21 protein-coding genes are annotated in these 20,338 nt (G+C 69.1%); 19 read left to right on the forward strand and 2 right to left on the reverse strand.

The window, feature by feature from the left end:
- The 8 genes from WA670_RS32210 (at position 1) to WA670_RS32245 (ending at position 6,258) form a co-directional block, all read left to right on the forward strand.
- Entirely contained in the window at positions 1 to 771 is a 771-nt protein-coding gene (locus tag WA670_RS32210) for a TauD/TfdA family dioxygenase (RefSeq protein WP_336159910.1), read from the forward strand.
- 187 nt (positions 772 to 958) lie between these two features.
- The gene (locus tag WA670_RS32215; RefSeq protein WP_336159911.1) at positions 959 to 1,504 is read left to right on the forward strand and encodes a hypothetical protein; all 546 of its coding nucleotides are present in this window, start codon (positions 959 to 961) and stop codon (positions 1,502 to 1,504) included.
- On the forward strand, positions 1,491 to 1,859 hold the full coding sequence (locus WA670_RS32220; RefSeq protein WP_336159913.1) for a hypothetical protein: 369 nt from the start codon (positions 1,491 to 1,493) through the stop codon (positions 1,857 to 1,859). Before WA670_RS32215 ends, WA670_RS32220 begins: the two co-directional genes overlap by 14 nt.
- Positions 1,860 to 1,920: 61 nt before the next feature.
- Positions 1,921 to 2,739 carry a hypothetical protein gene (locus WA670_RS32225; RefSeq protein ID WP_336159915.1) on the forward strand — a complete coding sequence of 273 codons (819 nt, stop codon included), beginning with the start codon at positions 1,921 to 1,923 and terminating at the stop codon, positions 2,737 to 2,739.
- Complete coding sequence (locus WA670_RS32230; RefSeq protein ID WP_336159916.1) at positions 2,717 to 4,177, forward strand: B12-binding domain-containing radical SAM protein; 1,461 nt, start codon at positions 2,717 to 2,719, stop codon at positions 4,175 to 4,177. The genes WA670_RS32225 and WA670_RS32230 overlap by 23 nt, the downstream gene beginning before the upstream one ends.
- On the forward strand, positions 4,174 to 4,815 hold the full coding sequence (gene tmk, locus WA670_RS32235) for a dTMP kinase (protein ID WP_336159918.1): 642 nt from the start codon (positions 4,174 to 4,176) through the stop codon (positions 4,813 to 4,815). Before WA670_RS32230 ends, tmk begins: the two co-directional genes overlap by 4 nt.
- Before the next feature lie 69 nt (positions 4,816 to 4,884).
- Positions 4,885 to 5,346, forward strand: coding sequence for an NUDIX domain-containing protein (locus WA670_RS32240; protein ID WP_336159919.1), 462 nt, complete (start codon positions 4,885 to 4,887; stop codon positions 5,344 to 5,346).
- A gap of 360 nt (positions 5,347 to 5,706) precedes the next feature.
- A complete protein-coding gene (locus WA670_RS32245; RefSeq protein WP_336159921.1) occupies positions 5,707 to 6,258 on the forward strand; it encodes a hypothetical protein in 552 nt (183 codons plus the stop codon).
- A 450-nt stretch (positions 6,259 to 6,708) separates the two neighbouring features.
- On the opposite strand, the gene WA670_RS32250 is transcribed toward WA670_RS32245, so the two are convergent.
- Entirely contained in the window at positions 6,709 to 7,155 is a 447-nt protein-coding gene (locus WA670_RS32250; protein WP_336159923.1) for a hypothetical protein, read from the reverse strand.
- 652 nt (positions 7,156 to 7,807) lie between these two features.
- Complete coding sequence (locus tag WA670_RS32255) at positions 7,808 to 8,227, reverse strand: hypothetical protein (protein ID WP_336159925.1); 420 nt, start codon at positions 8,225 to 8,227, stop codon at positions 7,808 to 7,810.
- A 31-nt stretch (positions 8,228 to 8,258) separates the two neighbouring features.
- Between WA670_RS32255 and WA670_RS32260 the strand changes: the two genes are divergently transcribed.
- From WA670_RS32260 to WA670_RS32310, 11 genes are all read left to right on the forward strand, one after another.
- Positions 8,259 to 8,462, forward strand: coding sequence for a hypothetical protein (locus WA670_RS32260; RefSeq protein ID WP_336159927.1), 204 nt, complete (start codon positions 8,259 to 8,261; stop codon positions 8,460 to 8,462).
- 938 nt (positions 8,463 to 9,400) lie between these two features.
- The gene (locus tag WA670_RS32265; RefSeq protein ID WP_336159928.1) at positions 9,401 to 9,967 is read left to right on the forward strand and encodes a hypothetical protein; all 567 of its coding nucleotides are present in this window, start codon (positions 9,401 to 9,403) and stop codon (positions 9,965 to 9,967) included.
- Between the two features lie 45 nt (positions 9,968 to 10,012).
- Positions 10,013 to 10,333, forward strand: a complete 321-nt coding sequence (locus WA670_RS32270) for a hypothetical protein (protein ID WP_336159930.1) — start codon at positions 10,013 to 10,015, stop codon at positions 10,331 to 10,333.
- A complete protein-coding gene (locus WA670_RS32275) occupies positions 10,330 to 11,199 on the forward strand; it encodes a hypothetical protein (protein ID WP_336159931.1) in 870 nt (289 codons plus the stop codon). Before WA670_RS32270 ends, WA670_RS32275 begins: the two co-directional genes overlap by 4 nt.
- 1 nt (position 11,200) lies before the next feature.
- Positions 11,201 to 13,276 (forward strand): hypothetical protein, encoded by a 2,076-nt coding sequence (locus WA670_RS32280; protein ID WP_336159933.1) that lies wholly within the window; start codon positions 11,201 to 11,203, stop codon positions 13,274 to 13,276.
- Entirely contained in the window at positions 13,273 to 14,766 is a 1,494-nt protein-coding gene (locus tag WA670_RS32285; RefSeq protein WP_336159935.1) for an SCO6880 family protein, read from the forward strand. Before WA670_RS32280 ends, WA670_RS32285 begins: the two co-directional genes overlap by 4 nt.
- 213 nt (positions 14,767 to 14,979) lie before the next feature.
- Positions 14,980 to 15,327: a hypothetical protein gene (locus WA670_RS32290; RefSeq protein ID WP_336159937.1), complete on the forward strand. Its 348-nt coding sequence runs from the start codon at positions 14,980 to 14,982 to the stop codon at positions 15,325 to 15,327.
- 161 nt (positions 15,328 to 15,488) lie between these two features.
- Complete coding sequence (locus tag WA670_RS32295; RefSeq protein WP_336159938.1) at positions 15,489 to 17,078, forward strand: hypothetical protein; 1,590 nt, start codon at positions 15,489 to 15,491, stop codon at positions 17,076 to 17,078.
- Between the two features lie 104 nt (positions 17,079 to 17,182).
- Positions 17,183 to 17,686 (forward strand): hypothetical protein, encoded by a 504-nt coding sequence (locus WA670_RS32300; protein WP_336159940.1) that lies wholly within the window; start codon positions 17,183 to 17,185, stop codon positions 17,684 to 17,686.
- Between the two features lie 13 nt (positions 17,687 to 17,699).
- Positions 17,700 to 19,568: a type IV secretory system conjugative DNA transfer family protein gene (locus WA670_RS32305; protein WP_336159942.1), complete on the forward strand. Its 1,869-nt coding sequence runs from the start codon at positions 17,700 to 17,702 to the stop codon at positions 19,566 to 19,568.
- Positions 19,561 to 20,235 carry a DUF4913 domain-containing protein gene (locus WA670_RS32310; RefSeq protein ID WP_336159944.1) on the forward strand — a complete coding sequence of 225 codons (675 nt, stop codon included), beginning with the start codon at positions 19,561 to 19,563 and terminating at the stop codon, positions 20,233 to 20,235. The genes WA670_RS32305 and WA670_RS32310 overlap by 8 nt, the downstream gene beginning before the upstream one ends.
- Positions 20,236 to 20,338 lie beyond the last annotated feature (103 nt).

Below are 20,338 nucleotides of genomic sequence, written 5' to 3' on the forward strand. Positions count from 1 at the left end.
ATGCTTGCTGCGCCCACGGACGATCCGCTGTCCGCGTGCCGCGTCGACCTGACCGTCGCCGACGGCATCGCAGAACTGGCTGCGGTGCTGGCTCGCCACGGCATCGCCCTGTTCGACGGCGTACGTGACGCCCGGGCGCTGCGCTCGCTCGCTGCCCGGTTGGGCGACGTCGCACCGCATCGCGACAGCGACCCCGACGGCGTCACCGTGATCACCGACCGCAGCGAGGGTGGCCGCGCGGGCCGGGCCGGTTTCAGCGCCCGGGCCCTCGCACCGCACACCGACTGCTCCGACCGGCGCCGGCCGCCGCTGCTGGTCGTGATGGCCTGCGCTCAGCCCGCCCCGAGCGGCGGCGACTGCGTGCTCGTCGACGGCCAGGCTGTGCACGCCGATCTCGCGGCCACCGAGCCTGATGCGCTGGCCGCCCTGTCCGGGCCCCGCGGCATGTACTTCGGCGACTGCGCTGGGCTCGCAGGCAACGTCTTCGAGCCTCAGCCCGACGGGCTGCTCGGCGTGCGGCTGCGGCTCGACGAACTGGCCCAGTTTTCCCCGCTCACGCAGCAATGGAAGTCCACACTCCGCGCGGCCGTCGACCGTCACGCGATCACCCTGCCCCTCGCGGCCGGGACCGGGTATGCGGTCAACAATCTCCGCTGGCTGCACGGCCGCGCGCCGTTCATCGGGCAGCGGGTGATGTGGCGGATGCTGGTCGACCCTCGCCCCGAGTGGCGCATCCCCGCCGGTTTCGATCCCGCCGGAGCGCCGCGGTGACCTCGCCTACTGCGCGTTCCCGTGCGAGGCGGGACCGGACTCCGATGCCACGACGTCGCGTCGGATGGGTCCCGAGCGCCGTCGTCGTTGTCCGCGCGCAGCCTTCGGCGGACGCTCACTGCCTGCACGAGGCAGCACGCTGCAACACCGCCGCGCAGCGGGCACCCCACGTCGTCGGGTTCGTCGCGTGAGCGCCGGCGAGATCGCCGTGCGCGCGGTGATCGCTGCCGCGGCCGGTGCCACGGAGGTCGCTGTCCTGGTTCCGTCGTTGCGCCGCCACCGCCGAGGCCGTGCGACCGGCAGGCCCCCCGAATTCGTGGCGGATGCGGGAAGCAGGCCCCTCGGCCCCTCGCGTCCGCCACGTCCCAGCGCTGCCCGCGCAACGGTTGCCACCGGCGCGAGGTTCGCCGAATCGGCGTTGTCGCTCTCCGAGCGCACACGGGTGAACATTTGGGGCGAACTGGCGGCGCAGAGCAAGCCGTTTCAGGCCGCATACCGGTGGACGAAGAGCTTCGTACTGCTGTTCACAGCCGGTGTCTTGTTCTTCACGGCTTCGGTCGTCGCGTTGCTCGGCGACTACTCGCGAATAGTTTTGGCGGCAACTCTGCTGGCCAGCGCGGTCCTCGTTGGGCTTCCGGCACTGAAGCTACATCGAATCGTGTGGCAGGCGCTCAATCTGTCGGCCGGCGCGTACTTGGTCGCGCGCGAAGGAGTAGGCGATGTGGACGAATGACGACGCACTTAAACAGCTAGCAGTTCGTGGTTTCCATGGCATTCCGCTCACGGGTTCGCCCGGTCACTCCGGCATGATCCTATTGACGCGTGCGTGGGACGAGCCCTTCAGGGATCAGGTCGTGATCCGGGGCGCGGACGAGGCGACGGCGTGCAGGGTCCAAATCGTGGACGGCGTCGACGTGCCCAGACGCAAAGACTGCGTCTGGTATTCGGCAGGCACCGTCGTCGAGGTCGCCGACGAAATAACTTTCCATCTGCCGCATCCGGGAAACCCACACGCTCCCCGATCAGTGATCGCTGTCCCGGACACGCTTGCGCTGCCGCCCGGCGTTCGCGCAGACGTTCACGCGTAGCTGCCGGACGACCTCCGCCCGCACGCGAGAATGCCGGGTACCAACGCGAGAAGGGCCGAACGTGTCGCACCCGATCATGATGCTTGACCACTACGGATGGCAGCACGGCGACGACGGAAGCGCTCGGCGCGTTCTCCGGTCGGCCGGCTCAGTGTGGGCAGTGGTCTGCACGCCGAGGCGCACCGGCGGGCACCGCGTCGAAATCGTTCGGCTAACTGGTGACACGGACGTCGCGCCAGTCATCGACACGATCGATCCGCGGAACCTCACGGGCTACGCGGTCGTGTGCGATCCGCTGCGGGCAGACGGCCCAGTCGCGCGTGTACGGACTTCGGACGTGTGGGAAGCGCTCGGCCTGGCGGTCACCCGGCAGGTAATCAAGGCCGCGACCGCGCGCGAGAACTACCGCCGGTTCTGTGAAGCCTGCGGCGATCGGTACGACACAGCGGCCGGCCCGGCGTGGTTGTTTCCGTCGCCCGAGACCGTGCTCGCGCTGACCGATGCGGAGTTCGACGTGCTGAGGATGAAGTTTTTCCGCACCGGTCTGCGGTCGGCCGCCGAGGCGAGCCTCAAGTCGGCGCACGACTGGGCGGGCATGACGGGCGAGCAGCTGATCGCCGCACTGCAAAGCGTGCACCGGATCGGCCCGTGGACGGCCAGGGCCGCGGGCGCCGACGTCACCAACGACTACAGCCTCTATCCCTTCGCCGACCTCGCGGTGCGCACCTGGGCGGGCAAGCTCGCCCCTTCGGTCGACTGGCCGAAACCCGAACTTGAGTTCGGGCGGTTGTGGCAGACGCTGGCCGACACGCAGCTGTCCGAGTGGACGCTGCTCACTCTCGCTTGGGGAGTTAGACATGCAACCGGAGTTGCTCTCTGACCTGATCGCCGGTGCCGACCTCCGCCGAGAGATCGACATCCTGTTCGTCAACGCGCCATTGCGCGACTACGACGAGCGCCCGCGGGTGAACGACTTCACGCTGCCGGCGCTCGGCATGGCCTACATCGCCACCTACGCGGCCGCACAGGGATTCAATGTCGGCGTGCTCGACGCCGAGGCGCACGGGCTCGGCGTCGAGCAGACTGCCCGCCTGGTGAACGCGGCCGCGCCGCGGTGGGCCGGATTCAACCTGCTGGCCCCGACGTACGAAATCAGCGCGCGGATTGCCGAGCGGCTCGACCCCGGCATCATGCTCATGCTCGGCGGACACCAAGCGAAAGCCATGCCGGCCGAGATCCTGCTCGACCAGCGGATGAACCAATGCGAAGCGCTGGTGATCGGCGAGGCCGAGACGCGAGTCGCGGCCTTGCTCGACGACCACAAGCGACGGACCGAGCTGCCCGGGACGATGTGGCTCGACCCGATCATGCACATCCCGGTCACCGGCGGAATCGGGAAGAACGGGCACCATCTGGCACCGGACATCAACGCGTTGCCGTTCGTCGATCGCCGCTACCTCACGCAAGACCCGCACCGCGACAACGGACGGCTTGATGCGAACATGGTCGGTGCCCGCGGCTGTCCCTACGACTGTTCGTTCTGCGGTGCCGCTGTGTCGGCGAACCCGGATATCAGCATCCGCACCCGCGAGCCGCGCAACATCCTCGACGAGATGTACGAGCTTCGCGGAACCGGCGTGAATGCGTTCCGATTCGTCGACGACCTGTTCCTCGGCGTTCCGCGCGTCATCAAGACGATGATGAAGGCGTTCACCGCGGACTACGTCGGCGACTGGGCGCAGTGGGACGCCACCGGGCGAATCAACGTCCTTCACCGCATGAGCGACGACATGCTCGACACCCTCGCGGCGAACGGGCTGCGCGAGGTCGCGCTCGGCGTCGAGTCCGGCAACGCACGGATGCTGAAACGGATCGACAAACGGATCACTCCGGACATGGCGCGCTCGGCGGTGGAGCGTCTCACCACGCGCGGGATCAACGTCAAGGGCTACTTCATCCTCGGCTTTCCGACCGAGACGCGTGCCGAGATCGACGACACAGTGCGGCTCATTCACGACCTGTGGGACATCGCCGACAACCGGCCGGGCCGGTTCCGCGCGTCGGCGTTCGAGTACCGCCCCTACCCCGGTACACCCGACTGGGGCGAGCTGATGAAGTCCGGGAAGTACACGGCCGAGCAACTACTGAACTACAGCGCGGTCGACCTCACTTCGGACGGCGTCGACGAGTCGATGCGCGAGCGAGACGAGTTCAATTTCTCCGTCAATATCCAGTTGAGCGACGCGCCCATCGACTACGTCCGGCGCAACCTCGTCACGATCACCCGCGCGCAGTTCGACCGGAAGGCCGCGGCGTGACCAGGACTCACCGCGGATTGTTCGTCACCCTCGACGGGCCAGCCGGTGTCGGCAAGACTACGAATACCCGCCTGGTGCGCGAATACCTCGGCAAGCGCGGGTACAACGTGTACGCCACTGCCGAACCATCGCACGGCCTGCTCGGCGAGACGGCCCGGCACAACACTGGCACCTACCGCGGCTACACGCTCGCGTGCATGGTCGCTGCCGACCGGTACCACCATATCGAGACGGAAGTGCGGCCGCACCTCAAGGCCGGGTTCATCGTGGTGTGCGACCGCTATGTCGCCTCGTCGTACGTGCTGCAACGCATGGACGGGGTCCCGCTCCAGTTCATCGAAGCGATCAACTCGGCCGCCGACCGTCCCGACCTCGCCTTCATCTTGCAGGCACCGCCGGGCGTAACCGCCGCGCGGGTCGCTGCTCGTGGCGCACACGACCGGTTCCATTCCGGCGAGGACAGCAGCCGGGTTGAGAGGGGGTTCTACGACGAGGCGGCGAAACGGCTCGCGCGGTGGCGCTACCCGGTCGTTGCCATTGATACCGGCGACGCTTCCCCGGACGATATCGCTACGTACATAGCCGGGCGAATCACCGACTTGGCGGACGGTCCCGCCTCCGAGGCGGCGACGGCGTAGCCTGCCTGCGAACCCTCTGCCACTCGCGGGTTCGCAGGCACGACCGCCACCTCGTGAGGATTCCGCCGGATGCCCAACGGCCAGCACACCGTCATCGACGTACACGTCCTGCTTGTTCGCGGTGACGACCTGCTGCTCATCCGGCGTCGAGGCGATTACGGCGGGGGCATGTGGCACTTGCCGTCAGGCAAGCTTGACCCTGGCGAATCCCTGCCGGCCGCCGCGGCGCGAGAGACGGCCGAGGAGGTCGGCGTGTACATCGAGCCAGCCGTCTTGCGCCACGCGACCACTGTGCACGTCGCCGATGCCGGACCGGTGCCGCGGCTTGGCGTGTTCTTCGAAGCACGCAGTTGGACCGGCGAGCCGTACAACCGCGAACCCGACAAATGCTCCGCCGTCGAATGGTTCCCTCTCCACAACCTGCCTGACAAGGTGATTCCTTACCCGCTGGCCGGAATCCGAAATTACCTCGACGGCGACGCGTTCGGGCTGCTCGGTTGGCCGGCAGCGGATCGGTCGATACTTGTCTGATCTGCGCTAAGCAGCGAACCCGGCGGGCGCGGGCCCGACGTATTCGAGGGGGAGGGAACACGCCGAGCCCGCTTTGTGAGCGTAGCTGTCGATGAGGATTAAGGGGGCCGCAAGTCCCTAGTCAGGCGCTCCTTGCGGCTCCTCCCGGTGAGGGATCGTGGGAGCGGGCGCCGGATGGCCGGCCCTGGGACTGCGTCGCACCCGGCCCCTCGTCGTACTCCAGCTTTCGGCGCAGCTCGGTCAGCTCTTTGTTCTGCTGGTAGATCAGTCTTGTGATCCGCTGCTGGTCAAACTGGGTCGCGGCCTCACCGATCCCACAACGACGTACCCTCGCGGAACGAACTGTGGTAAAAGCTGTTGGTGAACCCGGTTTTCATCAGTGCACTGATCAGCGTCATAACCGCGACTGTCGTGACCTTGGCGATCGAGTTCGTCGCGAAGCCGCGGCTGGAAGCGCGCAAGGACCGGATTGTGTCTGCCCACCGCGACGCACGTACGCTGCGCGCAAGTCTCGCGGAGTTGGGCCACCAGTTGTTCGACGTGCGAATGACGATCCGAAGCGGTAAGCCGCCCGTCTCTGAGAGGGCAAAAGAACTCGCTTCGTTGGCACAGACAGCCCACCGGCTTGCGGTGAGTGCAGAAAGTGCGTTTCCGCGCACGATCGGTGCGTCCGGGCTGGATGCGCTCCGCAACGTCCGCCATTACTGCGATCTCGTGGTCCCACCCAGCCGCGAGAGGTTCGCCGCCGACGTCATGGCGATCCAGGGCTTCTTAGACTCCGCTGACCGCGAATACACCAAGGCAAAGCAATTGTATTCGATGCCGCGCTGGAAGGTTTGGCGGCGGAAAGCCACCATCACAGCGACGTACGAAGTCCAGGAAATCCCGCCGCTGAAGGACTTCAACGGCTGACCATGCGTCCGGATCGCTGGTGCTTGTGTGTCAGCAGTGATCGCCATCGCGGCCGTCGGCACAGCGTCGATGCGTTTGCTGAAGGCGTTTGCGGTATGGCTTGTCGGGCCGGAGCGGCTCTGCATCGCCGGACGGGTGACGGACCTCCATCGCGTCGAAACACGCACTCCGCGACCGAGCCGCGGTTCCAGCCACGAGGGCTGGGTAGCGCCCTCAGAACGGACATGCCATTGGTCATGCCGCGGAGTTTCTGCGCGATCGACACGACGTTAAGCCGGGTCCCCTTAGTGATCGCCTGCCGCACCGGCTCGCCTGGCCACTCGTCCTAGCTGCCGCCATCGCCCGGAACTCCATACGTGTGGTGCCGTCGGCTTCGAAGCTAGGTCCGGGTTTGCCCATGCGGCAGCCCCTGTTCGTGGGGAGAATCTGATTCTCCGTGTCCGCAGCCACTTATTCTAGGCGCTCAGGAAACTGTCGGTTCAGGCGCTTCTCGATGTCGCGCATCTGCTTTGAGACAATCGCAAGACGTTCCATCGCGTCCACGTTCTCAGTCTTATGAAGGAATTCGCGCTCCGTGTCCATTCCCTGCGACCAAACCTGAGATATGAAGCTTCCAATGCCAAACAGGGCTCCTACTGTGAGTGCGATGCCCAACTCGGTCCCGCTTCTCCAGAGGAGAAGGATGCCAATACCTGCGCCGAGTGCGACAATGTGCCAGGCCGCGAATATGATAAAGATGTGGTTCGTTCCCAGTGCGCGGCTAATCTGGATTGGCCCGAGACTAAGATTCCATCCCGTTAATTCGTTTCGCAGGTTCTTGTATCGTTCGATTACGTCTTTAGCTTCGGCCAAGAGTGTTTCGTCGCGCTCCGGCGAGGTGTCGTCTGACAAGTCCATGCGGAGTATGTCGCGAACACTGGTCCCCCGTTACGGAGCGGTTCGCCAACCGCCGAGTTTGTAGAGAGCGTCGTGTCGCGACGGACGTACCCGTTGTCCAAGTCGCGGCCGGGATGTGTCCGCTGCGGAGCTGTGCACAGCGGAGCGGGATGCCTGGAGGAGATCAATAGGACCGGCCGCTTGTGCGAAGTGCACGTGCGACGCCACGGTCGTGCTGCCCTCAGTGCGCCAGGGTCCCGCTTGCCCGAGCGGACGACGTGCCCGTCCTGTGCTTATCGGCGATGCCAATCTGCTCCGTCCGCCGCAGTGGCAGTTCCGTGGCGGCGCGCGACGTTCAACAGGCCGCAACCAAGTACTTCGAAGCGGTCGGCCAGTGCGGACCGTTCCTGCTTGTTTGGCCTGACGTCCGGTATGCCTTCTGGAGCGCGGTCGCTCGGTGTTGACGTCGGTCTCCACGTCACCGACGTACTCGACGTCGTCCATTGGGGCGGCGCCAGCGACGGCTGGAGTTGTCGGAGGTACCCGGGTTGACCTGCAGTCCGTGAGGTAGGCCCGGACGGTGGGGCAGTGTGTTGTCCGGACCTACCTTGCGGATATTTCGTGGCGGTCGGTGTCGGGGCGTGTACGTGGTCTGGGGCTGCTGGTCTCAGATTTATGGTGTGCCGTCGATTCCGAGATCGAGCTCGCGGTCGATTTCGGCTTCTCTCTCTTGCATCGCTTGCTGCTGGGCGTCGACTTCTCGGAGGATCCGTTCGACGTCGGCGGCGGTGTAGCCATTCGCCGACTCCAGTCGTCCGTTGGTCCCGAACTTGATCTGCTTGTGCTTGTTTCGTTCGAAGAAAGCCAGGATCGCAGTCGTCAGCGGCCCGCGGGCGCCGAGAGCGACTGCGAGCACTTCCAGCCAGGTGCCAGCGGATAGTTCGATGACATCGCTGACGTGCAGACCTTTGGCGACGAGACATTCCTTCAGTTCGGCGCTGTGTCCTGGGGAGACCCGCAGCGTCAGCAAGGGCGAGTTCGGCTCCGATGCGTCGAGTTGCAGGACGAGGCCGGGGGATGTGTGTTCGTTCATGGTTCAAGTGTGCGGTGTCCGGCCGCTCTGGATGCCTGCTGCGCAGGTCAAGGGTGAGATCGACAGGGCCGTTGCAGTATCGATCACGCTGTTCGCTGGGCTGCTCGTCTCCGGCGCCGGGACCGCCACCAGCCGGCAAGCCCGCTACGCCTGCGCCGACCTCGTCGTGCCCGCCCGCCGCACCAAAGTCATCTCCACCGTCCTGGGTCGACACCACCCCCCGGCGGCGTCGTGAGCCCCAACCTCGCCACCGCCCTCGGTCTCCCGGCACAGGCCTGGCAGTTCGTACTCGCCGGAGCCGTCTACGGCCTCGCGGCCCTCGTCCTGGCTTTCTGGCTGCGCCCGGTACTCATCGCTCATTGGCGAAGGCCACCTCATACCGATCCGCCGGAGGCACCGGGCTACCGGTGCCAAGCTCAAGGCCAGGCCCTTGCGGCATTCTCACGGCACAACGCACCTGCGAGAACCGCGACGCTCCGAGAACTAACTCCGAGCACCCTAGTACCGAAAACCAGGCCCGGACACCGAAGCGTTCGAGCGGACAGAACACGCATACACACGTAGAACAAACGATAACAGAAGGTAGTTGGTCAACTCAGATCACTAGGCCATTAGAGTGATAGATCAACTGACTTCTGGTTACTGTCTGGCGTTTACGCTCAGCGACCGGTAGACCGGGACATGCCTCCTGATAAGGGGGGATCGTGATAACGCAGTGTAACCACGTGACTGGCGGTGAGGGGATCACTCGGTCGGCACGTGTGCGGCGCGGCATGGCGTTCGTGATGTTCGACTCCAGTTCGAGCACGGAGCGTCACTGGCGATGAGGGGGTGTGTGAGATGCGCAGGGGGCTGTTCTCACGCGCCGACCCGCGTCGGTTCCGCGCCGGGGAGCTGCGTTCGCGCGGTCGGGGGCTGCGTGGCCCGGGTCGTTTCGGCAGGGGGGAGGGCGGTCTGCTGACCGTCTCGGTGGGCCGTTTCGCCCGGGCTCCGCAGCTCCACATCCGCGCCGCGAGCGGCGCGTGACCGTCTGACCGGCCGGGTTCCGGCCGCAGTTCTCTGGGGGTAGCAAACAGTCGTCCTGGCCCACCCGGGACCGACCTGGTCGACGCCGCACGCCGGCGTCACGAGGTGTCGGGGGGCACGGTGACGGGTGGGAGAACGCCGCTGTTGGTGGCCGGAGTCGCCGGCGGCGTCGGCACGTCCACGTGGGTGCGTGTTCTCGAGGACGTGCAGGCGACCGTGACGGACCTGGGCGTCTATCGAGGCGGCCCGGTCGAGGTGCTGGTGACCGACACGTCGGCGAGCGCGGCGTCGCGGATCGGTCCGGCGCTCGCACAGTGCCAGCCCCTGCGGCCGCTGCTGGTGGTGATGCATCGGGATCCGGGCGATGTCGCTGCTTCGCGGGCATTTCTTCGCCAGGCGCTCCCGCATCTTTCGGGCGGTTTCGAGGTCGGGCATCGGCGCGAATGGCTGCAGGCGGTCGAGGCCCCGATTCGCCCGGTTCTCAAGGACAAGGCCCTCAGGGGCGTGCTCAACGAATTCTGGCGAGCGCTGGCCGACATGTGGCGGCCGCCCGCGGCAAACCATCGATCCGCAGGCCCGGCCGACGCCGTGCGCCGCAACATTTCTTCGGCGCCGCAACAGGTTCCGGCGGGCGCACGTGCGGGACCCGCGGCGTGGCAACCAGCTTCACCGCACAACGGCCATGCCGCTCCGCCGCTTCAGCGCGGCCGGTGAACCGGCCGATCCCATTTTCTGGCGAACTTCGGGGGAATTCGCATCGTGTCTTTTCGCATCTGTATTTCTGCTGCGCAGCTGTGGCTCGCGCAGCCGCCGACGCCGGTCGTGCCGGTTCCGACGCCGCAGAATCCGGGCGGGGCGATCGGGAAAGCGACGGATTTCATTTTGGGTTTGATGATGTGGGGCGGCCTCGTCGGCGCGGTCGGCGCGCTGATCGCGGCCGGGGTGATGATGGTGGTCGGCCGCCGCAACCGGAACAATCTCGCGATCGACGGCGCGATGTCGCTCCCGTGGATTCTCGCCGGCCTCGCGCTGGTACTCGGGGCGAGCAGCTTCGTCACGTTCTTTCTCGGGGAAAAATGACGCCCCGCGCGAAGCCTACGGCGACAGCGACGCGCCTGCGCCGCCTGGCGGTCACGCTGCTCCTCGCCGCGGCGGCTGTTTCGGGCCTGGCACCCGGTGTTCCGGATCAGCCGGGGAATGCCGCGGCGGCAACGGAAATGCCGTCGTCGTTGCGCAAGTACCTGCCCGGCACGGCGGAGTGGGCGCGCGCATCGTGGACGGCCGAGGGCGCCTGCGCTGCGCGCGGGGGCGACGTGTCCCGTTGGGTCTCGTCGCTCGTTTCTGACACGACTGTCCTTTCGCGACGCTTCATGCCGGGCATTTTCGGCCCGGAGCAACCGGAGCCGGGTCGCGCGCGCCGCGACAGCATTCTCGCGGGGTACGCGCGCCTCGGGTCGGTCGCCGCGTCCGCGGTTCCGCCGGGGTACTGCGCGGCGGATCTGGCCGGATGGTCCGGGACGGCCGGGGACGCGCAGCAGCCGTTCGGGATCCGGTGGCGCCGCGGTGCCGACGACGGCGGCGCGCGGTCCCGGTTCTCGTGCGCGCCGGAGAATCCGGCCGACGCCGGGGCCGAATTGCTCATTGGCGCCGACCTGGCGATGTGCGAGGGCTTCTTCGTGCGCTGCCCGAACCTCGCGGGCGGCGACGCGCAGCGGTGTGCGCTCTGGAACGACTTCTCGGCCGCGTACGTGCGCGAAATGGACCGCCTGCGGACCGCGGCGATCGCGGCACACCCGGCACAGGTGCAGTACGCGGCCCGCGAGACCGCGCTCACGGGAGCGGGTGTGGCTTTCCTCGCCGCTACGGCGCTTCTCGCGGTCGCGGCGCTCGTCCTCGTCGTGCGTACGCGCCGGTCCCGGCGCGGAGCCGGGACGCGGAGCGTGTGAGATGCGCGGGCTCCGGGAACCGGCACGGTCGGCAGCGTTGCGGACCGCGACCGTGCTGCGCCTGCTGCTGGTGATCGTCCTGATCGGACTCATCGGCGCCCCGCCTGCCGGCGCGCAGACTGCGGATCTGCCGAACCTGCCCGCGGCCTTGCAGAAGTACGTGGCCGGTTCGCCCGCGTGGGAGAGCGCGCCGTGGAGGACGTCGCTGACGTGCGTGGGACGCGGCGGGGATTTCTCGGAGTGGGTGCGCTCGACTATCAACGACACGCCCGCGCTGCTGGCCTACTTCCAGCCGAAACTGTTCGGCCCGCAGCGGGATCCGGGCAGCAGCGCGATGGCCGACGCGATTGTCGCCGGCTACAAGCAGACGGCCGACGAGGTGCTCGCGAGGATGCCGAGCGGATATTGCGTCGACGAGCTGACCCGGTGGACGGTCAAAGACCCGTTGATGAAGCCGTTCAGTTTCCCGTGGGGCGTCACGGACAAGGACGGGCACCAGTCGAAGTACAGCTGCCGTCCGGATGCGCTGGACCCGAGCACTCCCCCCGCGCAGCAGTACAACCGCTACTTCGGGGCCGAACGCGCGCCGTGCACCGGGTTCTTTGTCGACTGCGCCCACGCGGATGCGGCGGACAAGCAGCGGTGCGCGGCCTGGAACGCGTTCAGCGACGACTACGTGCGGCGCGTGGACAAGCTGCGCGACCGCGCGATCAACGACCATCCGCCGTTGCGGCACAACGACACCGACACCCGTCTCAAGTCGCCGAGCGAGATCGTCGGCGATGCCGTGGGCGGCTGGTTCGCCGATCTCACCAAAGCGTTCGCGTCGTCTGCGGCGAAGATGCTCGCCTGGTCGGCGACCTATTGGCTGCGGACGGACCGAAGCTCGATGCTGGCCGACCCGGCGATCGACTCCGTGCGGGGAATGCTGCACGGCGTCACCGTCACGATCCTGGTGGGAAGCCTGATCTGGCAGGGCATCCGGGTGATGTGGCAGCGCAAGGCGGATCCTCTGGTGAGCGCGGGGCTGGGATTGCTGTCCTATGTCGGCTGGTCGTCGATGAGCACCACGGTCGCGATCGCTCTCAACGAAGCCGGCGTCGCATTGGCCAGCCAAGTGCTGGACAAAAGCATCAAAGAGTTCGCGGACACCGTCGGTGCGTCGCTGCTCGGGCAGGTCGGGGCCACCACGGGCGTGACGTTCTTCGTGTCGATCGTGCTTCTGCTGTTGGGAGTGGTGCAGTGGGTGCTGGGATTTTTCCGGCAGGGCGCGCTGGAGGTCTTGCTCTCTGTGCTGCCGACAGCGGCCGCCGGACAGTTGACCGACGGGATGAAGCCGTGGCTGCGGAAAGTCACGACCTGGTGCCTGAGTTTGATTCTCTACCAGCCGATCTGCGCGGTCGTGTTCGCCATCGGTTTTCTGCTGATCGGCAAAGCCAAGGATCTCGCGTCGGTGATGATCGGCGTGACCGTCGTCTTCCTGGCGACCATCGCGATGCCCGTGATGATCCGGTTCTTCGACTGGGGCGGGCAGAAGTTCACGATGGGCGGGAACGGGGGCGGCGGCGCGATGGCGCTCGGCGCGATGGCGTCGTTGCTCGGCGGCAACGGCGGAGTCTCGACCCTGATGCGGCTGATGGACCGCACCGGCCCGGGCTCGGGTCCGCAGACGCAGGACGACGTCGGGGCGCCGCCGGTGCAGATCGCCGCGCACGGAGACGGCCCGGGCGGGCCCGGCGACCCCGGGGCCGGCGCAGGCCAGGCGTGGGGCGGCCAGCAGGGCGAGGGAATCGGGAAGCCGCCGGTCGCGCCGAGCACCGACGGATCCGCATCCAGCGGCTCTCCGGTCGGCACCGCGGCGTCGGTGGGCGCGGCCGCAGCGAGCGGCGGAGCGTCGGCCGCGGGCGAAGCCGGCGGTTCCGGCGGCGGAGCGGGAACGAGTGGCGCGGGGGCCCTCGGAGCCGTGCCTGCGGTCGCGGACGGCGCCCGGACGGCGTCGGATGCCGCCAGTGCCGCCGCGAGCGCGGCGGCCGAGACCTTCGTCGAGGGCGCGGACGAGCCGGGAGCGGGCCGATGAGCAAAATCCGCATGTACGGAGGCTGGCGGCCGCGCCGGGGCTACGGCGTGGGGCGGCTCACCGAAGCGCAGACCGCGGTCATGGGAGCGGTGGTGTTCGCGCCCGTTCTCGTGTGGATCGTGCTGACCACTGCCCGGCTCCGGCTGACCGTCATGCCGTTCGTCCTCGCCGCCGCCGCGGTCGCGGCGGTCCTCACGCTCGTGCCGCACCGCGGTCACGGGACCTCCCTCGGCGGGGCGGCGGTGATGTGGGCGCGCACCCTCACCGCGCGGCGGCGCGGCTGGACCCGGTGGGAGGCCGGAGTGTTCAGCCGCCACCCGAGGGCCAACGAATTGCCGGGCGTGCTCGCGCCGATCATTCCGCTGTCCACGCGCGACGGGCTGGGCCAGCCCTACGGCTTGCTGTGGGACCGCCAGACCGACCGCCTCACCGGATCGATCCGCCTCGCGCCCGTCGGGACCGTGCTGACCGATCAGGACCGGACCGACCTGTGGATCGGCGCGTACGCCGCCTGGCTGGCGCGGCTGGGCGAGGAGCCGACGGTCGAGTGGGCCGGAATCGTCGTGGAGTCCGCGCCCTCCTCGGGCACCGAGCTGGCCGACTACGTCGACGCTCGGATGGACCCGAACGCGCCCGCTCTCGCGCGGGAGACGATGGCGGAGCTGGCCCAATCGCACCGCGGGTCCACCGCCGACATCAGCGTGCGGCTGTCGCTGACCTTCCAGCCCGCGCGGGCGAAGCCGACGCCGAAAGACGACGCCGAACGGGTCGCCGAGGTGTCGCGGGCGATGTCGGGGCTGGAGGGAGACCTGCCGCTGTGCGGGGTCGCGCTGCTCGGGCGCGCCACGGCGGCGGACGTCACGCACTGGTTGCGCAGCGCCTACGACCCGGCCGCGCGCGGCGAGGTCGGGCGCCTGTCGGAGGAAGGGCATTTGCTCGCCTGGGCCGACGCCGGGCCGGTGCGCGCCGAAGCCCTGTACGACCACCTGTGGCACGACTCCGGATGGAGCGTCAGCTGGGCGATGGCGGCACTGCCCACTCAGTTGGTGACCTCGACCGTGCTCACGCCGCTGACCACGCCGGGACGTTTCCACCGGCGGGTCGCGATCTGCTGCCAGCCGGTGCCCGCCGAGAACGCGGCGGACCTGGTCAACCGGGAAGCGTCAGGCTCCACGTTCCGCCGGATGCTGCGCCGGCGCCGGGGCGTCGACGAGACAGCGCGCGACCGCGTCGACGAACAGCGCGCCGCGAAGGCGGCCGAGGACGAGGCCCACGGCGCCGGGGTCGGGCTGTGGACGCTGTATGTCACCACGACCGTCGAGGACCCGGCGATGCTCCCGGATGCGATCGCCGACGTCGAAAGCCGGGCGCGCATGGCGAAGCTGAAACTGCGCCGCTGCTGGGGTTGGCAGCACGTCGGCTTCGCGGCATCGCTCGGGCTCGGCGTCTATCCGCCCGAACTCGCCAAACGCGGCCGGCGGGCGCGATGACCGCTCGCGCGACGCACGCGCACCGCGGACGAGAACGCGCGCGCGAGCGGATTCCGCGGCTCGCGCCCAGACCCGGTGCGGCGGGCCCCGCCCCACCGACTGCCAACGAGGAGGAAAGGAGACCCGACTGCCCGTCCCAGCATGACGCGCGGAGGCACAGCCGCGCACGCCAACCGGGCCGACAGGCCAACGAACATCGACACAAGGGGGAACATGAACAAGCACATCGTCCGCGGGCTCGTGATCGGCGGCTTCCTCGCCGCCGGCGTGGCGACGGCGACCGGCGCGGCGTCCGCCGCCCCGGCCGCGCAGCAGGGCGTCGCCGTCGCCGACCGGGACCTGAGCGTCCCGGTCGCGGCTGGAGGGCACGAACCGCTGCCCGCCGCGGCCGCGCCGGACACGCGCGAGGGCGCGGTCGCGCCCGCCGGAACGCGGATCTGGAGCGCGACCGGGAGCCGCACCCGCGAGGGCGCGGTGTCCCCGGCAGGCACCCGCATCTGGTTCCTGGCAGGCGGGAACGCACGCGACGCGGCGGCCGCGCCGTCGTCCTACGTGCACTGACCGCGCCCGCAGCGGCGGTGACCGCGACCTGACCGGGCGGCGGGCCGACTGAGCCTTCCCGGCCCGCCGCCCGGGACACCGCGCGGCACCGCCGACTGTCTCAATGGGGGAAGCGACTCGTTTCGGGGGGGGAACGACGCGATGACAGAACACACACGCCCGTGATCACGCGCGCTCTGCGCCTGATCCGGGGCGGACACGACAGCGCCGGCGGCCGCGATCGCGGCGAGGCAGTCGAGAACCTGCCCCGGTCGGTGGCCGCCGCCGCGGCCTCGGCCGCGCCGCAACGTCCCGATCCGCTGGCGGAGATGAGGAGGCACCGGCCGCCGCCGGCGCGGGGACGAGCCGTCCCCGGCGGCGGCCGGGACCACCACGTCGGGCCGACCGCCGTGTGGCAGGGCACGACCAACCAGCTCGCGGGTCTTTTCCCGTTCGTGGGCGGTGCGGGATCGCGGGTGCGGGGCGTCCCGATCGGCCGGAACCTGCACACGCACGAACCGGTCGGCCTGCACCCCGGGGACTGGCTCGCCGAAGGCATCATCGCCTCGACCGGTATCTGGTGCCAGGGCCAGCCGGGGACGGGCAAAAGCGCGTTCGCCAAACGGCTTTCGCTCGGGCTCGTCGCGATGGGATGGACCTGCTTCGTTCCCGCCGACATCAAGGGCGAATACAGCGCACTGGTCGGGGAACTGGGCGGCGCGGCCGTCAAAATCGGCCGGGGCCACGACGGTGTCAACCCGCTGGACCCCGGCCCGCTGCGGCAGATCCTCGCGACCGTCCCGAGCGGACGCCAGCGCGACGCGCTGCGGGAGTCGATCAGGGCACGGCAGACCGCGTTGCTGGAAAGCCTGCTGCAACTGGAATTAGGCCGGGCCCCCACCGCTGTCGAGCGAAACCTGCTCTCGCGCGGCATCGACCTCGCCGTCGCCGCGACCGAGGACGGCCAGGCGACTGTCCCGGACGTGCTCGCCGTGCTCGACCAGGCGCCCGACGCTCTGATCGGCGCGGCGCGCGTGTCCGGCAGCCGCGAGCGGTATTTCGATCTGGCCCGCGAGGTCGTCGCCGCGCTCGACTTGCTCTGCGTCGGGCCGCTGCGGGGGATATTCGACCGGCGCAGCACCGTCCGCGTCGACCCCGCGTGCCCCGCGGTCAGCCTGGACATCTCCGCGCTGGACGAGGAAACCGACGAGGTCGTGGCTGCGGCGATGCTGTGCAGCTGGGCCTGGGGCGCCTCGATGGTGGAGGCCAGACAGGCCGGTGCCGGGTCGAACCTGCTGTGGCTGCAGGACGAGGCTTGGCGGGTCCTGCGGGCAGGGCCGGGCCTGGTCGAACGCACTGACCGGCTGACCCGGCTCAACAGGCACAAAGGGGTCGCCAGCCTGTACCTGGCGCACAGCATGGACGACCTGCACGCCGTGCGCACCGCGGAGGACCGCGCGAAGGCCAAAGGCATCGCGAGCCGGTGCGCGATCCACGTCTACGGCGGGCTGCCCGCCGGGGAGTTGCCGTCGCTCGCCACGACGCTCTCCGGGCCGGAAGCGGAGATGCTCGCCAGCTGGCAGAGCGCCGGGACCTGGGTTCCCGGGCATCGGCATCCAGGTCGCGGCCTGCTGTTGCTCAAGGTCGGCGAACGCGCCGGGCTTCCGGTGCGGATGCGGCTCGTCCCGCGCGAAATCCGGCTGTACGACACGGATTCCGCCTTCCGGGCGCGCAGCTCGGGCCGCAGCGGGCCGACTGGCCTGGCCGCCTGAGCGCGCCGCCGCACCGCGCCGTCGACTCGGTTTCGACGCCGCGCCAACAGAAAACCGGCGACCCACACCGGGCCGTCGCGTCCGTACAACGTTTTGGGGGAAACGTGACTATCGATACAGCGCACGACGCGCCACCGGCCTGGACAGTAGACCTCGCAGGCAGCGCGGCGACCACGGAGAACCGCGGACCGCAGGACCAGCTGCTGCGCCCGGTCGCCGGCGACGGCCTGTGCGACGCGAGCGGGCTGTCGGCCGGGCGGGTGCGCATGCCGCCCGGCGCCCAGGCCGTCCCGCACCACCACGCCGAGGACCGCACTGTCGTCGTCCTGGCCGGATTCGCCGCGACGCTGCTCGCCCCGCCGGGCGGCACCCGGTGGAGCGCGGCGGCCGTCACCGGCCCCGAAGACGTCGTCTTCATCCCCGGCGGGTGGATCCACCAAGCCGTCAACCTCGGCGGCGTCGAATGCCGTGCCGTCGAGATCTCGGCGGACCGCGTCTTCAACCGCAGCGTGCACCGGCTGCCCGACTTCGACGGCGACGACGTCGCCGCTCTCCTGCGCGCGGACTACGAGGCCGGCCGCGTCGGCCTCGGGGCATTGCCGCTCTGACCGGTGATCCCCGATGTCGAGCAATCCCAACGCACGGCAGCAACCAGGCGGAATGCCCGCGCTGCCATGGATCATCACCGGAGTATTCGCGGCGGCTTTCCTCGCCGACGGCGTCCTCTGGTCGGCAGCCGCCATCGTCGCGCCCCCCGGCCACGCCGTCCCCGGCTACGGCAGCATCCCCATGGCGCTGCGGCGCGGCGGGATCGCCGCGCTCATCGGCGACGGCTCCCGCGCCTGGTTCGCCGTCGTCGCGCTCGCCATGACCGCGATCCTGGCCGCCCTCGCGACCGCCGCGACAGTCCTGATCGTGCGGCACCGCCGTCCTGCCGGCGGGCACCGGCAGATGGTGTCCGGTCGCGCGTTCGCCGACCTGCAGAAACCGGCAATGGCCAAGCGTGCCCAGGGCCTGCGCCCGTCCATTGCGGACACTCCGGCGAAACGGCTTGCCGCGCGGGAGATCGGGGTGGCGCTTGGCGACGTGTCCGGAACGACGTTGTACAAGTCCTTCGAAGACGTCGAGCTGGTCATCTGTGGGCCGCGTAGTAACAAAACCTCCGCGAAGGTCGTCCCGGACGTCGCCTCGGCCACCGGCACCGTCGTGCTCACCAGCAACAAGCCCGACGTGTGGCTCCTGACCTCGGGCATGCGCGCGAAAGTCGGGCGACTGTGGCTGTTCGACCCGCAGCGCATCACCTACCAGGAACAGGGTTTCTGGTGGGACCTGCTCGCCTGCATCCACGACGTCGAGTCCGCGGCGAGGGTGGCCGCGTATTTCATGCGGGAAGTCGGCGGGGGCGGTTCGGACCAGCGCGCCGATCCGTTCTTCACGCCTGCGTCGGCGAAAACGCTGCGGCAGCTGCTGCTGGCGGCGGCGTGTTCGGGGCACACGCTGCGCGATGTCGCGCTGTGGGTCGCGACGCGGTCGGAAGAACCCGCCGTGTATTTGGAACGCGCCGGATACCGGGCGCAGGCGGAAAGCCTGCGCGGCACGGTCGAACTGCCCTCGGAAACCAAAGGCGGCATCTACGAGGGGGTATCGACCGCGCTGGCCTGCCTGGACAGCGAGTCGCTGCTGCGATGGGTCACGCCACCGTCCACATGGGACGACCCGCCGGAGGACCCGGACGCGTTCCCGAGGCTGGATTTGTGGTCGCTGATCACGAAACCCGGAGACGCGCACCCGACCGTCTACCTTCTCTCCCGCGAAGGAGAAGGCAGCGGCCGCCCCGTCGTCGCCGCGATCGTCGGCGAGCTGATCAACGTCGCGGTGCAGGCGGCGAGCGCGCGCGGCGGACGCCTGGACCCGGTAATCACCCTCCAACTGGACGAGGCGGCGAACATCGTGCGCCTGCCTGAACTCCCGTCGTGGTTCTCCTGGTTCGGGTCTGTCGGGCTGATGGTGACGGTGATCCTCCAGTCCCGGGAACAAGGAAGATCCGTATGGGGCAGGGAAGGTTTCGACGCTTTATGGAGCGCCGCGACGATCAAGACGGTCGGGGCCGGGGTCCAGGATCCCGATTTCTGCGGGGATCTCTCGAGGCTGGTGGGCGACCACAAGGTGGAAGAGGCCTCGCGAACGCATATGTCAGCCGGGGGCGGGGGCCAGACGTCGTGGTCGCTGCGCACGGAACCGATCCTGACCGCCGCGGACATCGCCGCGCTGCCCCGCACCGAGGCGTTGCTGTTCACCTCCGGTAGGCGCCCTGCTCGGGTCACCCTGCACCCCTGGTACGCCGAACGCGACGACCAGAAGGACCTGATCGCCCGGTATTCGCGCGAAGCCACAGAGCAGGTGCAGGCCGCCGCGATCGCCTACCTCGGTCCGGACAACCCGGTCGCCGCCGCACTCATGGCCGAACGACAGGCCACAGGCCATGGCTGAGCCGTCGGGACAGGAAGCGCTCCAACGCCGCGTCGCGGCGCTGGAGGCCGACCACTTCGAACTCGTCGACCAGCTGCGCCGCATCGGCGACAAAACCGAACGTCACGCCGCCAGCCTCGACGACCTCGAAGACCTCCTCGACCAGCTCGCCGCCGCCAACGCCCACGCCGGAGCCATGGCCGCAGCCATGGCGCAACGCGACATCGGCCTGGGCGCACAGGACCCGGGCGATCCCGCCCCGCCTGGGCAGTTCGCGTTCCCCGGCGACGGACCCGGCCCCGAACCGGCCGCCGCTGCCGGGGGCGTACCGGATCCGGACCTCGACCAGCTCTGGGCCTGGGTCGCCGTCCACATCGCACCGCTGGTGCGCAAAACCACCACCACCGGAGAAGGCGGCGGTCTGCGCTGGTGTCGCCGGTGGACAGCGCACGGCGACGCCGTCACCCGGTTCCAGGCGCTGTACCTGGCCTGGCACGAACTGTCCGAAGACGACAGCGCGACCTGGCTCAGCGTGTTCCTGCGCGACCACCTCGACCCCCACCTGTCCGTCCTCACCAGCCCGATCGGGCCCTTCTACGCCTGCAGCCCCCGCAAACACACCGACACCGGCGAGGAACTGGGCCAAACGCCCGCCGCCGCAACGGAAACACCCGGGGGCAGTCAGTGACGACCACAGCACAGCAGTCCGACCGCGCCGGTGCGCCGTCCCCGTTCGCCGCACCGGAAGCCACGACGGGGCGGGGCGCGCCATGGTGAACCCTGTCGACCGG

It is taken from the genome of Amycolatopsis sp. VC5-11 (assembly GCF_037034185.1).
Taxonomy (GTDB): domain Bacteria; phylum Actinomycetota; class Actinomycetes; order Mycobacteriales; family Pseudonocardiaceae; genus Amycolatopsis; species Amycolatopsis nivea.